This window comes from Bradyrhizobium sp. UFLA05-89 (assembly GCF_059803475.1).
Genome location: NZ_JBANBA010000001.1, coordinates 211103 through 224395, shown reverse-complemented (window position 1 = coordinate 224395; position 13293 = coordinate 211103). Strand labels below are relative to the sequence as shown.

Sequence of the window (13293 nt, the reverse complement as noted above, 5' to 3'; positions counted from 1 at the left end):
AGAGAGGTGGACGCCCACATCGAGGAGATGCCCATGGCGATGGAACGCTTTCAGTTCACAGGCGAAGGCGGCCATCTGCTGGCGGCCGCGCTGGAATTGCCGGAGGGCGAGCCTGCGGCGTACGCGCTGTTTGCGCACTGTTTCACCTGCGGCAAGGACGTGCTGGCCGCACGCCGCATCGCGGTCGCGCTCGCGGCAAAAGGCATCGCCGTGCTTCGCTTCGATTTCACCGGGCTTGGCTCGAGCGAAGGCGACTTCGCAAACTCCACCTTCTCCTCCAACGTCGCCGATCTCGTGCACGCCGCCGATCATCTGCGCGCAACGCGCAAGGCGCCGGCGATCCTGATCGGCCATAGCCTCGGCGGCGCTGCGATCCTGGCGGCAGGCGGAAAGATTCCGGAGGCCAAGGCGGTGGTGACGATCGCGGCGCCGTCCGATCCTGCGCATGTCACGGGATTGTTCCGAGAGCATCTGGACGATATCCGCAAGCAAGGCGAGGTCGAGGTGTCGCTTGCTGGGCGGCCCTTCCGCATCAAGCGCGAGTTCCTCGACGACATCGTCGAGCACGAGCTGATGAAGGACCTCACCACGCTGCACAAGGCGTTGCTGGTGATGCATTCGCCGGTTGACGACACCGTCGGCATCGACAATGCGACGAAGATTTTCGTCTCGGCGAAACATCCGAAGAGCTTCGTCTCGCTCGACCATGCCGATCATCTGCTCAGCAAGGCGAGCGACGCCGTTTATGCCGCCGACGTGATCGCGGCCTGGGCCAGCCGCTATGTCGAAGCGGCAAGACCGGCAAAAGTGGCAGACCTCCCTGAAACGCCGCGCCAGGTCATCGTGCAGGAGACCCGCAAGAGCAAGTTCAACCAGATGATCTCCGTCGGACCGCACCGCCTGGTGGCCGACGAGCCGGTCGCGGCCGGCGGCGAGGACGCCGGCCCCGGCCCCTATGATTTTCTGCTCGCTGGCCTCGGCGCCTGCACCTCCATGACCATGCGGCTCTATGCCGACCGCAAATCCCTGCCGCTCGATCGCGTCACGGTGACGCTGAAGCACTCCAAAATCCACGCGAAAGATTGCGAGGAGTGCGAGACGCGCGACGGCATGCTCGACCAGATCGACCGCGTGATCGCCATGGAAGGCACACTCGACGCCGAGCAGCGCAAGAAGCTGATGGAGATCGCCGACAAGTGCCCGGTACATCGCACGCTGACGTCAGAGATCAGGATCGTGACCAAAGCTGCGGAGTAGCTTAAGCGGCCCGAGAACCGGCTTCCGCTGCCGTCTTCATCGGCTGCACCCGCAACGCGCCGCGCAAGCCCGCGGTCGTGCCAAGCAGGATGCCCGCAACGGCGACGAACGAGGCCAGCGCCAGTGTCGAGAGGCCGGTGAGCCCCTGTCCGATCGAGCAGCCAAAGGCCATGACGCCGCCGATGCCCATCAGCGCCGCGCCACCCGCCGAGCGCAGCATGTGGCCGGGCGACGAATAGCCTTCGAGCTTGAAGCGGCCCGTCGCAAGCGCCGTGACAAGGCTACCGGCGAACACGCCGGCGACCGTGGCGATGCCGAAATTGAGTGTCAGGCCGGTCGACAGCATGGCATATTGCAGCGCGTCCGCGATCGGCGCGATGAAGGTGAGCGAAGTCACCGGTACCGGGTTGAAATCGTCAGCGCCGAGGAAGCCGGTGACATACCAGCCGCCGGCGATCAGGAGACCGACGATAGCGCCTGCCGCGATCTGACCCGGTGAGCGGCGGAACGCCGCGTGGGCAAAGGCGAACAGCACCAGCGCGGCGGCGACCACGACAGCAGCGAGCGTTCGCGAGGCAGCATCGCCGAGCCCGAAAGCAGACAACAGCGCCGGCAGCGAATTCGCGCCCACGGTGGCCTGCGAGGCCTGCACCAGCGCAATGCGCGCGGGAGCGATCAGGCCTTTCAGCGTCATCTGCGCTGCGATCGCCAGCACGATCACGACGACGAAGGAGCGGAGATTGCCGCGGCCAAGCAACACAAGCGCGCGCGAGCCACAGCCGTTCGACAGCACCATGCCGTAGCCGAACAGGAGCCCGCCGAGGAAGAGCACCGGCGCCGAGAAGGTCTGTTGCAGATAGATCGACTTGCCGAGATCGACCACGCCGCTTGCGGCGAGGAACTGGCTCGCGGCGATCGCGACCGCCATCGCCAGCGCGTAGGTGCGCGCAAGGCGGCCATCGCCATCTGCGATGTACCCGCGCATGCTGCTCATCAGGCAGAAGCCGCTGAGCAGGCCGACGGCGCCGTAGACGAGGCCGATGGCAAGGCCGGCGAAGATGACAATCGCAGCAGCAGATTCCATGTTCAAATTTTGGGTCGTTGCTTCGACGACATGTTACGGCTTCAGGATCACGCGATCGCGCGAGGAGCCCGCGACAGCGACATAGGCCTCCTTAGCGTGCTCCAGCGCATAGATCGCGCCTTCCTTGATGGGGAACGGCTTCAGATGCCCGCTGGCAAAGCCGGGACCGAGATCGCGCAGCACGGCTCCCGTCGCGATCGACGACAGACCGAGCGTGTCGATGCCGACATAGGTGTGCTGGCCGCGATAAAACTCCAGAATGTTGAACTGCACGATACGGTCGATCGCCGCGATCAGGATCTGCCGACCGCGCAGGGCCAGCGACTTGTGCGCGGCCTGGAAATAGGGATCGCCGACCGTGTTGAAGACGATATCGGCGCCCTTGCCGCCGGTCACTTCGCGCACGCGCGCTGCGATATCAGTGGCTGAGGCGTCGATCACCTCTACGGGCGCGTTCCTGTGGCCTTCATAGGCTTCCGCCTTGCGCACCACGCCGATCACGCGCGCGCCTTGCCACGTCGCGATCTGCACGGCGGCCTGGCCGACCTTGCCGTTGACGCCCATCACCAGCACGGTCTCGCCCTGCTTCGGCAGGCCGGCGCGACGAAAGCCTTCCATTGCGGTGACGAAGGGCACGCCAATGCCAGCAGCTTCCTCCCAGGACAACGCCGCGGGCTTTTCCACCACCGCCTCGAGCCCGACGACGAGATGCGTCGCGTGGGTGCCGTCGCGGCGGATGCCGAGGTCGCCGGATGAGCCGAACACCTCGCGGCCGACGGTGCCGGCCGGGCCATCGACCACCACGCCGGCATAATCGCGGCCGGGCGTGCGCGGGAACACGGCATAGGGCATCAAGCCGGTCGCGGCCTTCACGTCGGACGGATTGACGGCGGCGGCTTTCACTTCGATCAGGATATCGTTGACGCCACGCGCGAGCGTGTGATGCTCGACGCGAGGTGCAAGCGCCGCTGCGTTCTCGACCTTGGCATTGAGGCGCACGCAGCGCGCTTCGACGGTTTTGCTATCGGCTGCCGACATCGAAAGACCCACGATTTCTCGCAGGCCTTGTCGCCTTTGGGGCCGGTCAAGTCAATCCTTCGGCCGCTTGTCGTAGAGGCGCTTCGCCTTGCCCAGCGACCGCTCCAGCGTAGCCGGCGCGACGGCCCGCACCTTGGCGGTGATGCCGATGGTGTTCTTGATGTGGGTCGATATCCGCTCGGCGTGGTCGACGAGCCCGCGGCCGTCCCAGCTCTCGGGACGCGCCTCCGCGATGATGGTCAGCTCATCCATCCGGCCCTCGCGGGTCAGTTCCAGGATGAAATGCCCACCGCACCAATCGGTCGCGAGCAGCACCTCCTCGATCTGGGTCGGGAACAGGTTGACGCCGCGCAGGATGATCATGTCGTCCGACCGCCCGGTCACCTTCTCCATCCGCCGCATTCCGGGACGAGCCGTGCCCGGCAACAGTCGTGTCAGGTCGCGGGTGCGATAGCGTATCACCGGGAAGGCCTCCTTGGTGAGGGAGGTGAACACCAGCTCGCCCCTCTCGCCGTCCGGCAGCACAGCGCCGGTCTCGGGATCGATCACTTCTGGGTAGAAGTGATCCTCCCAGATGTGCAGACCGTCCTTGGTCTCGATGCATTCCTGCGCGACGCCCGGACCGATCACTTCGGAGAGGCCATAGATGTCGGTCGCATCCATGTCGAAGGCCTCTTCGATCTCGCCGCGCATTGCGTTGGTCCAGGGCTCGGCGCCAAAAATGCCGACCTTGAGCGAGCATTGGCGCGGATCGAGCTTCTGGCGCTTGAACTCATCGAGGATCGCCAGGATGTAGCTCGGCGTCACCGTGATGATGTCGGGTCGGAAATCGTTGATGAGCTGCACTTGCCGTTCGGTCATGCCGCCGGAGATCGGCACCACCGTGCAGCCAAGCTTTTCCGCGCCGTAATGAACGCCGAGGCCGCCAGTGAAGAGGCCATAGCCATAGGCGTTGTGGATGATCATGCCGGTACGGCCGCCGGCAGCGCGGATCGAGCGCGCCATCACCTCTGACCATGTGTCGATATCCGCTCTCGTATAGCCGACGACGATCGGCTTGCCCGTCGTGCCGGAGGAGGCATGCACGCGCACCAGCTTTTCGCGGGGGACCGCGAACATGTCGAAGGGATAGTTGTCGCGCAGATCCGTCTTCACCGTGAACGGAAACTTTGCGAGATCGGACAGCTCTTTGAAATCAGACGGATGCACGCCGGCCTGGTCGAAGGCTTTGCGATAATGCGCGACGTTGTCGTAGGCGTGCTTCAGCGACCAGGCCAGTCGCTGCGTCTGCAACGCCATGATCTCGTCGCGCGATGCGCGCTCGTGCGCGTCCATCTCGGCGCTATAGGCGTTGCCACCTGCCTTCAGCCTGGTCAGAGCCATCCTCGTTTCCCCACATCATTTATTTGTTTTTGTGTTCACTGATCCTGCGGTGGCAGCCACGTGCCGGGAATGACACGCGAATGCCCGCGGAATTCGGCGATGACGGCCTCGCCGGCGGTGACGCGCACGTCATAGATGCCGGAGCGGCCGCTGCGGGTGACCTCGCGCGCTCTTGCAATGAGGCGATCACCGAGCTTGCCCGGCCGGATGAATGTGATCTGACCTTGCGCCGCGACTACGCGTTCATTGTGCGAGTTGCAGGCGAACGCGAAGGCGGAATCCGCGAGCGTGAAGATGAAGCCGCCATGGGCGATGCGCTGGCCGTTGACCATGTCCGGCCGCACCGTCATCGCCAGCGTCGCAAAGCCCGGGCCGATCTCGACGACCTCCATGCCGAGACCTTGCGAGGCATCGTCCTCCGCCCACATCGCATCGGCGCAGGCGCGGGCGACGTCTTCCGGTGACAGGGCTGCTTTGACGTTCACTCGCGTCTCCCACTTGTTATTTTTGGGTGCGATGTTCTGCCGATCGCTCAAGACTGTCAAATAATGCGACGCATTTGCACCATCAGGTTCTGATGCACCTTCTTAGACATGGTCGTAGTCGACCACGACCCGCTCCGACGAGGGTTTTGCCTGGCAAGTCAGGACGAAGCCCGCCTTCAGCTCCCAAGGCTCCAGCGAATAGTTGATGTCCATCGGCGCCTCGCCCTCGACCAGCTTGGCGCGGCAGGTCGAGCACATGCCGCCCTTGCAGGCAAACGGCAGATCGACGCCGGCGCGCAGTGCGGCATCGAGGATGGCTTCGTCCTCGGCGACCGGAACATCGCGGCGCTTGCCGTCGATGATCAGCGACGCGACGGCCTTGGGCGGCGCATCGACTGCGACCTCCTTCTTCGGACGCGGCTTGCCGCCGAACTCGGACACGAAGCGCTCGACGTGGATGCGATCGTCCGCAATGCCGAGGTCGCGGCAGGTCGCCTCGATCTCCTCGCTCATGCCAAGGGGGCCGCAGACGAAGACGTGATCGACGCTCGCGGCCGGTACGAGCGAGCGCAGCAGCACCCTCACCTTCTCGCCGTCGAGCCGGCCATGCAGGATCGGGATATCCTGCTCCTCGCCGGAGATGACGTGGAAGATCGAGAGCCGATCGATGAACCGGTCCTTGAGTTCCTCGAGCGCCTCCAGGAACATGATGTTGTCGGTCGCGCGGTTGCCGTAGAACAGGAAGAAGCGGCTCCTGGGTTCGCGCGCCAGCACGCCTTTCACGATCGAGAGGATCGGCGTGATGCCAGACCCCGCGGCAAAGCCGACATGGACGCGCGCGGCGTCGCCTTGCGGGATCGCACCGAAGCGCCCGGTCGGCGTCATCACGTCGAGCTCGTCGCCGCACTTCAATTCGTCCGCGGCCCAATTCGAAAACGCGCCACCGTCGACTTTCTTCACGGCGATGCGAAGCTCACCGTCGTCAGGACCCGAGCAGATCGAATAGGAGCGGCGCACCTCCTCACCGTCGAGCATGGTGCGGAGCGTCAGATACTGACCGGGCGTGAAAGTATAGTCGCCCGCGAGCTCGCGCGGAATGACGAAGGTCATCGACACGGCGTCCGAGGCTTCGCGACGGAGGTCGTTGACGGTGAGGCGATGAAAACGTGGTGCGGCTGCGGACACCGTGGACACCCTAGATTTGGCCCACCGCCGTCATTGCGGGGAGCGAAGCGACGACGCAATCCAGAATCCCTCCGAGGAGACAGTCTGGATTGCTTCGCTCGCAATGACGATGGGCTGGCATTGTGCGTTTCTCAATGGCACTTGAAATAATCGAACGGTTCGCGGCAGGACTTGCAGCGCCAGAGCGCCTTGCAGGAGGTCGAGCCGAATTCGGACAACAGCTCGGTATGCACAGAGCCGCATTGCGGACATGCGACGGCTTGCTCGCCGAACAGCGCACGACGCGAGCTCGAGGCCTGCGGCGGCGCGATGCCATAGGCGCGGAGTTTCTGGCGGCCGTCCTCGCTCATCCAGTCGGTGGTCCAGGCCGGCGACAAGACCGTGCGCACCTTGGGCCGCGCGAAACCGGCGCGCTCCAGCGCCAGCTCGATTTCGAGCGCGATCATGTTCATCGCCGGGCAGCCCGAATAGGTCGGCGTGATCGCGACCTCGACGCGATCACCGTCAACGACAACATCCCGCAGCACGCCGAGATCGGCAATGGTCAGCACCGGGATCTCCGGATCGACCACGGTTGCCGCAGCGTTCCATGCGCGCTGGCGCAGATCGCTCTCGCTGTCGAGAGCCGTCACCATGTCAGCCCCGGGAAGGTCCGCTGCATCGACTGCAACTCGCTGAGGAGATGGCCGAGATGCTCGCTGTGTCGGCCCACGCGGCCACCCTGCTGCATCCAGCTGTTTTGCGGTAGCGTGAGTGTCGCCTCGCGGACGACATCGGAGAGCGTCGTCAGCCAGCGATCGCGCAACGTCGCCGGATCGATCGCGATGCCGGCATCGATCAGGCCGCGCTCGCCTTCGTCGACGGCAAACATCTCGCCGGTGAAGGCCCAGAGGTGATCGATCGCTCCTTGCGCACGCGCGTGGCTCTCCTCGGTTCCGTCGCCGAGGCGGATGATCCATTCCGAGGCATGGCGCAAATGATAGGCGCTTTCCTTCTCGGACTTGGCGGCAATCGCAGCGAGCGTCGCATCGCACGAATTCATCATCGCCCGCCAATAGAGATCTGCGAAAGCGGAATAGAAGAACTGCCGCACCAGAGTCTGGGCGAAGTCACCGTTCGGCTGCTCGACCAGCAGCAGGTTGCGGTACTGCCTGACATCACGCAGGTAGGCGAGCTTGTCCTCGTCATTGCTTTTGCCTTCGACCTTGGCCGCATAGGTGTAGACCTCGCGGGCGTGGCCGATGAGGTCGAGCGCGATGTTGGAGAGTGCCATGTCCTCTTCCAGCATCGGCGCGTGTCCGCACCATTCCGACAGCCGATGCCCGAGGATCAACGCATCATCGGCGCGGCGCAGGGCGTAGAGCACCAGCGGCGTCTCGGAGACCTGGATGTTGGCGACGGGCATCACATGTGCCCCACTTCTTCCGGCACCTCGTAAAACGTCGGGTGCCGGTAGATCTTGGATTCCGCCGGCTCGAACATCATGCCCTTCTCGGCGGGATCACTCGCCGTAATGGCAGTGGACGGCACGACCCAGATCGACAAACCTTCGCCGCGACGGGTGTAGATGTCGCGCGCGGCTTGCAAGGCCATGGTGGCGTCGCTCGCATGCAGCGAGCCGACATGCTTGTGCGCAAGACCGTTGCGGCTGCGGATGAAGACTTCCCACAGCGGCGTGTTCGGCGTCGTCATCGTGATCTCCCTATTCGGCGGCTTGCGCGGTCTGGCGATGCAGGCGCTTGGCTGCATAGCTAGCTGCTGCCTCGCGCACCCAGGCGCCCTCGTCATGCGCCTTGCGGCGCGCGGCGATGCGGTCGCGGTTGCAGGGGCCGTTGCCGGCGAGCACCTGCTTGAATTCGGTCCAGTCGATCTCGCTGTAGCGCCAGTGCCCGTCGTCATCCTGCGTCATGCCGGGGTCGGGAATGGTAAGGCCGAGATACTGCGCCTGCGGCACGGTCGCATCGACGAACTTCTGGCGCAGCTCGTCATTGGAGAAGCGCTTGATCTTCCATTTCGTCGAGGCATCGCTGTGCTGGCTCGCGGCATCGGGCGGGCCGAACATCATCAGCACCGGCCACCACCAGCGATTCAATGCGTCCTGCGCCATCGCCTTCTGCTCATCCGAGCCGCGGCACAGCGTCAGCATGATCTCGTAGCCCTGGCGCTGGTGGAAGGACTCTTCCTTGCAGACGCGGATCATCGCGCGGGCGTAGGGGCCATAGGAGCAGCGGCATAGCGGGATCTGATTCATGATCGCGGCGCCGTCAACCAGCCAGCCGATGGTACCGATATCGGCCCAGGTCAGCGTCGGATAGTTGAAGATCGAGGAATACTTGGCCTTGCCGGCGAGCATCGCATCGACGAGCTCCTCGCGCGAGGAGCCGAGCGTCTCGGCGGCGGCATAGAGATAGAGCCCGTGGCCACATTCGTCCTGCACTTTCGCAAGCAGCGCCGCCTTGCGGCGCAGCGTCGGCGCGCGGGTGATCCAATTGCCCTCGGGCAGCATGCCGACGATTTCGGAATGAGCGTGCTGGGAGATCTGACGGGTGAGCGTCTTGCGATAGGCCGCCGGCATCCAGTCGTTCGGCTCGATGCGCTCCTCGGCATCGACGCGCGCCTGGAACTGTGCAGCCTTGGCGGCATCCTCGAGGCCGCGATCATCGGCCTCGGCCGTATTCAGCGCCTGGGTGTACATGCGCATCCTCCCGATTTATTGGGAGGCAAGATATAACAGAAATTAGATCATGCAAGATATTTCTGTAACATAAACTCAAACCTCGAATCTCCTTTCCAGGAGCTTCCGGGCGGCCGGCAATGACCCCTTTTCATTGGTTCCATGACCATCAAGCCATTGTTCCGACGGGGCGAGCAGTGCGCGATAGATCTCAGCACAGAGCTCGCGAGCCGCCCTGCCCGGCCAGTCCGCCGGCAACAATTCACCTGGCAGGAGTGGATCGCGCAGCACGACGCGGCGGTAGTAGTGGATCAGCAGGATGCGCGCGGTGAAAGCGTCGGCGTCGGCGAGGTCAGTGCCGCGCGCAATCGCGGCGCGCAACGGCTCGAACATCTTCATGAATCTGAGATAGGCATCGGCCGTACGATCAAGCGGCCAGCTCGCGCGGAGCAGGCGGCGGCCGCTGTCATCCTCGGCCGAGACCTCGAGGCGGATCGCGCCGGCAGCCTCGTCAGGCACCGCCACGCCCGATGGCGCAACCCATACGCCGGGCAACGGGCTGCCAAAGCCGGCATTGCGCAGCGCTTCACGCGAGGCGTCGCGGTCCTCGCCATTGGCGATCAGCAGCAGTTCGAAGCGGCCGGTCCAGTCGGATGGCGGCGGATCGTAGATGTGGCGCGTCGCGGCCTCGAAGGTCTGGCGGCCTTTTTCAGCGAGGCGATAGAAACTATTGCGGCCGACTTTCTCGCGCGTCAACCAGCCGTCGGCGGCAAGCCGCGACATCGCAGTGCGGACGACGCCGCTGTCGATGTCGAGACCTTCAAAAAATTCGAGCAACGTGCCGAGCCACACCGAACCGCCGCGCGGCACGATGGCATCGCCGAACACGGTGATGACGATGGAGCCGGTGCGCGACGGCTCGCGCTTGAGCTGGTCGATGATGCGGGAAAGCGGATGCGCCATGCGTCAGGCATAGCGCGATTTGCGCTAATGCCAAAGCTGGGCTCGATCCTCAGGATGAGGTCGAACAGCTACCGTTAGAGATTCGATCTCAACCCTCATGGTGAGGAGCGCGGCAAAGCCGCGCGTCTCGAACCATGCAGGCCCGCTCAGCGATGCGGATCCGGGTAGACCAGGCTGCGCCAGCCGCCGCGATCGAAGGGCTGCCACTGGCCCTCTTTCTGCGCCAGACGATCAGCCACCGCGTAGACCGCCGCAGGATGGTGCCCCATGCCGCAATGGCTGCTCTCGACCTCGATGCTCTCGCTCTCAGCGCCCGTCTTCTCCATGCAGCCCTGCCAGGCGCAGACGCCGTCGGTACGGCTGAAGATGGCGGTGGTCGGCACCGGCGGCGGAACGGCGAGGTCGCCGCCGAAACGCGGATCGACCTCGTCGGCTTTGCGACCGCTCGCCCATTCATAGACGCGCCAGGCATTGGTCGAGCGCGGATCGCCCGCAAAGGGACTGCCGAGCGTGATCACCTGGCGTACGCGCTCCGGCATCATCTTGGCAAGCTGGCGCGCATAGAGGCCGCCCAGGCTCCAGCCGACCAGGCTGATCTTGCGACCATGGGTGTCGCTGAGCTCCTGGACCAGATCGACCATCGCATGCTGCACGCCCGGGCGCAGGCCATAGTTGCGGCCCTGGCGCCAGCCGCTCACCGCATAGCCCTTGCCCTTCAGGAAGGAACGCAGAGGACGCGTCGAGGCGTCGGATGCGACGAGGCCGGGCAGCACCAGCACCGGACGGCCGTCGCCACGCGCCGCGAGGCTTAGGAGCGGTAGCGCGCCGAGGAAGGCGCCGAGCTCGTGGATCGCCCGGCCCTCCAGAAACATCAGGGTGCGGGACGGCGGACGCAGCGTCTGGGCAGTAGCGGTCATCACTATTTCCTCTGAAGGCGCCGGCCGCGGTGCCGGTCAATGGGCATGAATTCCAAGACGCCGGCTTCTTGATCGTTCCGCAGCGCAACATGAATCAACTAGGCGGCCGGTTCCCGACATTCAAGCCGGGGAAATCGGGAGCGACAATAGGCCCGCGCGTTAATGCTAACGGTCGTGACGCAAAAGTCACAGCAATCGAAGCAGGAATTCTACGGAGTAGAGCGCAAGACCCGCCAGCCCGCCGATCATCGAGCCGTTGAAGCGGATGTATTGCAGGTCGCGGCCGATGTTGATTTCGATCAGCGAAATCAACTGCGTCATATTCCACGACTTGACCTGGTCGGAGATGAAGGTCGAGACGCCGCTCTTCTGGTCGGCGATGAAGCTGCGCAGCACCGTGACCAGGCCTTTGTTGATCTCGCCGCGCAGCTCCGCATCGCCCGCGAGCGCCTCTCCGGCCGCGACGAACATGCCTGCAAGATGATGCTGGAGCACTTGCGTCTCGCCGGAGGCACTGCGTTCGATGAAGGCGCGCGTGTTGGCCCACACTGTGCGCGCAAGGTCAGCAAGCTCGGGCCGCGCCAGGAGATCCCGCTTCAGACCGTCGATGCGGTCGATATACGTCTGGTCGGTGCCGAGCCGGTCGACGAAGGTCAGCACCATGCGGTCGAACTCGCCGCGGAACGGATGCTTGGGATCGCTGCGCACCTCCTCGAAGAAGGCGCTGGCTGAGGCCACGATCTTGTTCACCAAAAACTTGTCGGCACGGTATAGCGTGAGCAAAGTCGGCAGCTCCGCGCGCACCTTCTCGCGGATCATCGCCATGGTCTCCTTGCCCGTCAGCGTGTCGTGCATGACGCGCAGGAGATCGTCGAACAGGACCTGGTGTCGCCCCTCCGCCACGAAGCCGCGCAACGTCCCGGCCGCAAGCGGCGCGAGGTCGATGGCCTGCAGTTGCGAGGACATGCGGCGGATGATGAAGGTCATCAGGCCCGAGCTCTCCGTTGCGGAGAAAGCCTCCGGCAACAGCCGCAGCGCAAAGCGCGCGAGATCGTCGCTGCGCTTGCGATCGCGCAGCCAGTCGGCAATGAAGGAGCCGAAGTCGATTTCCTTCAGCTTCGCCTCGACCGGACCCGCCTCGAGGAAATGCAGCTGGATGAATTCGCCGAGCTTGTCGGCGATGCGGGCCTGATTGCTCTGGATGATCGCGGTATGCGGGATCGGCAGGCCCAGCGGCCGCTTGAACAGCGCCACAACGGCGTACCAGTCGGCGAGCCCGCCGATGGTCGCGGCTTCCGCAAACGCCGCGATGAAGCCGAATACGGGGTGCACGTTGAGCAGCCATTTCGCGACCACGAACAGCGCGAGCGTCGAGGCCAGCACGAACGTCGCCAGCGCCTTCACGCGCCGCAGCTCGGCTGCGCGCTCGGCGTCGCCGGGGACATCGAAGGAGAAGGTGCCGGATGTGGTCATGACTGGATCACAGTACCCGTCATTGCGAGCGAAGCGAAGCAATCCAGAATCTTCGCGCGGAAAGACTCTGGATTGCTTCGTCGCTTCACTCCCCGCAATGACAGTCGTCCAAAAAACAAGGCCCGCCGAAGCGGGCCTTAAAAACTCAATTGCTGAACTCAACGCACTTAGGCGGTCTTGTTGTAGACCTTCGCGAAATTGTCCTGAGCGGACTTCGCGCCATTGGCGGCGAGCTTGCCGAGATAGTCGGTGGTCGCCTTGGCGCGCGAGACGAACGCTTCGCCGCGGGCACGGAGCAGGCTGGACTGGATCTCGACGGCTTCGCTGACCGACTTGGCCGAAGCGAGCTTGTCGATGCCGGAGAAGAACGCCTCTGCGTCCTCGTAGATCGCCTGCTGGATGTTGCGGCTGATCTTGCCGGCCTCGGTGATGGAGTCAGCAGCCGCGTTCTCGATGGCGGCGGTCACCCGCTCGGAGCCAGCGAAAACCTCGGCAGCACGATCCTTGGCGGTGTTGGCAGTCTTCTTGACGAATTCGCGGGCAGCCTCGGGAACTTCCAGGTTCTGGATGTTCTTGAACGCGTCCTTGAAGCCCTCGAAAGCGGTGTTGGTTTCGGTCGTCATGGGGGTCTCTCCATCCTCAATTGTTTGAGCTATGGGCTCACCCCGTCCGGATTGGCCCGGGGCACGGCTTATATGGCATAGTTAATTGTGCGATGCAATATCCATATTGCACTGCGATATCACGAGATCGTGAACAGCCTCAACGGAAGGCATTGTGATGCCTCCCTAGCCATTTCGGGATCCGTTGCATCCAAACTGGGTCTGATTGCCG

Annotated in this window: 14 protein-coding genes; 1 reads left to right on the top strand and 13 read right to left on the bottom strand. The window is 64.1% G+C overall.

Features of this window, described 5'->3' with window-relative positions:
* Nucleotides 1-33: 33 nt before the first annotated feature.
* Nucleotides 34-1257 (top strand): bifunctional alpha/beta hydrolase/OsmC family protein, encoded by a 1224-nt coding sequence (locus SO139_RS00985; protein ID WP_498539542.1) that lies wholly within the window; start codon nt 34-36, stop codon nt 1255-1257.
* A gap of 1 nt (nt 1258) precedes the next feature.
* On the opposite strand, the gene SO139_RS00980 is transcribed toward SO139_RS00985, so the two are convergent.
* The 13 genes from SO139_RS00980 to SO139_RS00920 all read right to left on the bottom strand — a co-directional run bounded on the left by SO139_RS00980 (nt 1259) and on the right by SO139_RS00920 (nt 13082).
* Nucleotides 1259-2341: a YeeE/YedE family protein gene (locus SO139_RS00980; protein ID WP_498539541.1), complete on the bottom strand. Its 1083-nt coding sequence runs from the start codon at nt 2339-2341 to the stop codon at nt 1259-1261.
* A gap of 33 nt (nt 2342-2374) precedes the next feature.
* Entirely contained in the window at nt 2375-3379 is a 1005-nt protein-coding gene (locus tag SO139_RS00975) for a quinone oxidoreductase family protein (protein WP_449383256.1), read from the bottom strand.
* Between the two features lie 51 nt (nt 3380-3430).
* Complete coding sequence (paaK, locus tag SO139_RS00970; protein WP_449383257.1) at nt 3431-4762, bottom strand: phenylacetate--CoA ligase PaaK; 1332 nt, start codon at nt 4760-4762, stop codon at nt 3431-3433.
* Nucleotides 4763-4797: 35 nt separating this feature from the next.
* Nucleotides 4798-5247: a hydroxyphenylacetyl-CoA thioesterase PaaI gene (paaI, locus tag SO139_RS00965; RefSeq protein WP_449383258.1), complete on the bottom strand. Its 450-nt coding sequence runs from the start codon at nt 5245-5247 to the stop codon at nt 4798-4800.
* Between the two features lie 102 nt (nt 5248-5349).
* On the bottom strand, nt 5350-6432 hold the full coding sequence (paaE, locus tag SO139_RS00960; protein WP_498539540.1) for a 1,2-phenylacetyl-CoA epoxidase subunit PaaE: 1083 nt from the start codon (nt 6430-6432) through the stop codon (nt 5350-5352).
* Between the two features lie 131 nt (nt 6433-6563).
* On the bottom strand, nt 6564-7067 hold the full coding sequence (gene paaD, locus SO139_RS00955) for a 1,2-phenylacetyl-CoA epoxidase subunit PaaD (RefSeq protein WP_449383260.1): 504 nt from the start codon (nt 7065-7067) through the stop codon (nt 6564-6566).
* Nucleotides 7061-7837, bottom strand: a complete 777-nt coding sequence (gene paaC / locus SO139_RS00950; RefSeq protein ID WP_449383261.1) for a 1,2-phenylacetyl-CoA epoxidase subunit PaaC — start codon at nt 7835-7837, stop codon at nt 7061-7063. The genes paaD and paaC overlap by 7 nt, the downstream gene beginning before the upstream one ends.
* Nucleotides 7837-8124 (bottom strand): 1,2-phenylacetyl-CoA epoxidase subunit PaaB, encoded by a 288-nt coding sequence (gene paaB / locus SO139_RS00945; protein WP_092186062.1) that lies wholly within the window; start codon nt 8122-8124, stop codon nt 7837-7839. The genes paaC and paaB overlap by 1 nt, the downstream gene beginning before the upstream one ends.
* A gap of 10 nt (nt 8125-8134) precedes the next feature.
* The gene (gene paaA, locus SO139_RS00940; RefSeq protein ID WP_449383262.1) at nt 8135-9127 is read right to left on the bottom strand and encodes a 1,2-phenylacetyl-CoA epoxidase subunit PaaA; all 993 of its coding nucleotides are present in this window, start codon (nt 9125-9127) and stop codon (nt 8135-8137) included.
* A gap of 75 nt (nt 9128-9202) precedes the next feature.
* A complete protein-coding gene (paaX, locus tag SO139_RS00935; protein ID WP_449383263.1) occupies nt 9203-10069 on the bottom strand; it encodes a phenylacetic acid degradation operon negative regulatory protein PaaX in 867 nt (288 codons plus the stop codon).
* A 146-nt stretch (nt 10070-10215) separates the two neighbouring features.
* Entirely contained in the window at nt 10216-10986 is a 771-nt protein-coding gene (locus SO139_RS00930; protein WP_498539539.1) for an esterase/lipase family protein, read from the bottom strand.
* A 186-nt stretch (nt 10987-11172) separates the two neighbouring features.
* Entirely contained in the window at nt 11173-12459 is a 1287-nt protein-coding gene (locus SO139_RS00925; RefSeq protein ID WP_449383265.1) for a DUF445 domain-containing protein, read from the bottom strand.
* A gap of 167 nt (nt 12460-12626) precedes the next feature.
* The gene (locus SO139_RS00920) at nt 12627-13082 is read right to left on the bottom strand and encodes a phasin (RefSeq protein ID WP_449383266.1); all 456 of its coding nucleotides are present in this window, start codon (nt 13080-13082) and stop codon (nt 12627-12629) included.
* Nucleotides 13083-13293: the final 211 nt, after the last annotated feature.

Excerpts from the sequence above, each read along its gene's own strand:
- SO139_RS00985 (WP_498539542.1), top strand. The coding sequence starts at position 34 with ATGGCGATGGAACGCTTTCAGTTCACAGGCGAAGGCGGCCATCTGCTG.
- SO139_RS00980 (WP_498539541.1), bottom strand. The coding sequence starts at position 2,341 with ATGGAATCTGCTGCTGCGATTGTCATCTTCGCCGGCCTTGCCATCGGC.
- SO139_RS00975 (WP_449383256.1), bottom strand. The coding sequence starts at position 3,379 with ATGTCGGCAGCCGATAGCAAAACCGTCGAAGCGCGCTGCGTGCGCCTC.
- paaK (WP_449383257.1), bottom strand. The coding sequence starts at position 4,762 with ATGGCTCTGACCAGGCTGAAGGCAGGTGGCAACGCCTATAGCGCCGAG.
- paaD (WP_449383260.1), bottom strand. The coding sequence starts at position 7,067 with ATGGTGACGGCTCTCGACAGCGAGAGCGATCTGCGCCAGCGCGCATGG.
- paaC (WP_449383261.1), bottom strand. The coding sequence starts at position 7,837 with ATGCCCGTCGCCAACATCCAGGTCTCCGAGACGCCGCTGGTGCTCTAC.
- paaB (WP_092186062.1), bottom strand. The coding sequence starts at position 8,124 with ATGACGACGCCGAACACGCCGCTGTGGGAAGTCTTCATCCGCAGCCGC.
- paaA (WP_449383262.1), bottom strand. The coding sequence starts at position 9,127 with ATGTACACCCAGGCGCTGAATACGGCCGAGGCCGATGATCGCGGCCTC.
- paaX (WP_449383263.1), bottom strand. The coding sequence starts at position 10,069 with ATGGCGCATCCGCTTTCCCGCATCATCGACCAGCTCAAGCGCGAGCCG.
- SO139_RS00930 (WP_498539539.1), bottom strand. The coding sequence starts at position 10,986 with ATGACCGCTACTGCCCAGACGCTGCGTCCGCCGTCCCGCACCCTGATG.
- SO139_RS00925 (WP_449383265.1), bottom strand. The coding sequence starts at position 12,459 with ATGACCACATCCGGCACCTTCTCCTTCGATGTCCCCGGCGACGCCGAG.
- SO139_RS00920 (WP_449383266.1), bottom strand. The coding sequence starts at position 13,082 with ATGACGACCGAAACCAACACCGCTTTCGAGGGCTTCAAGGACGCGTTC.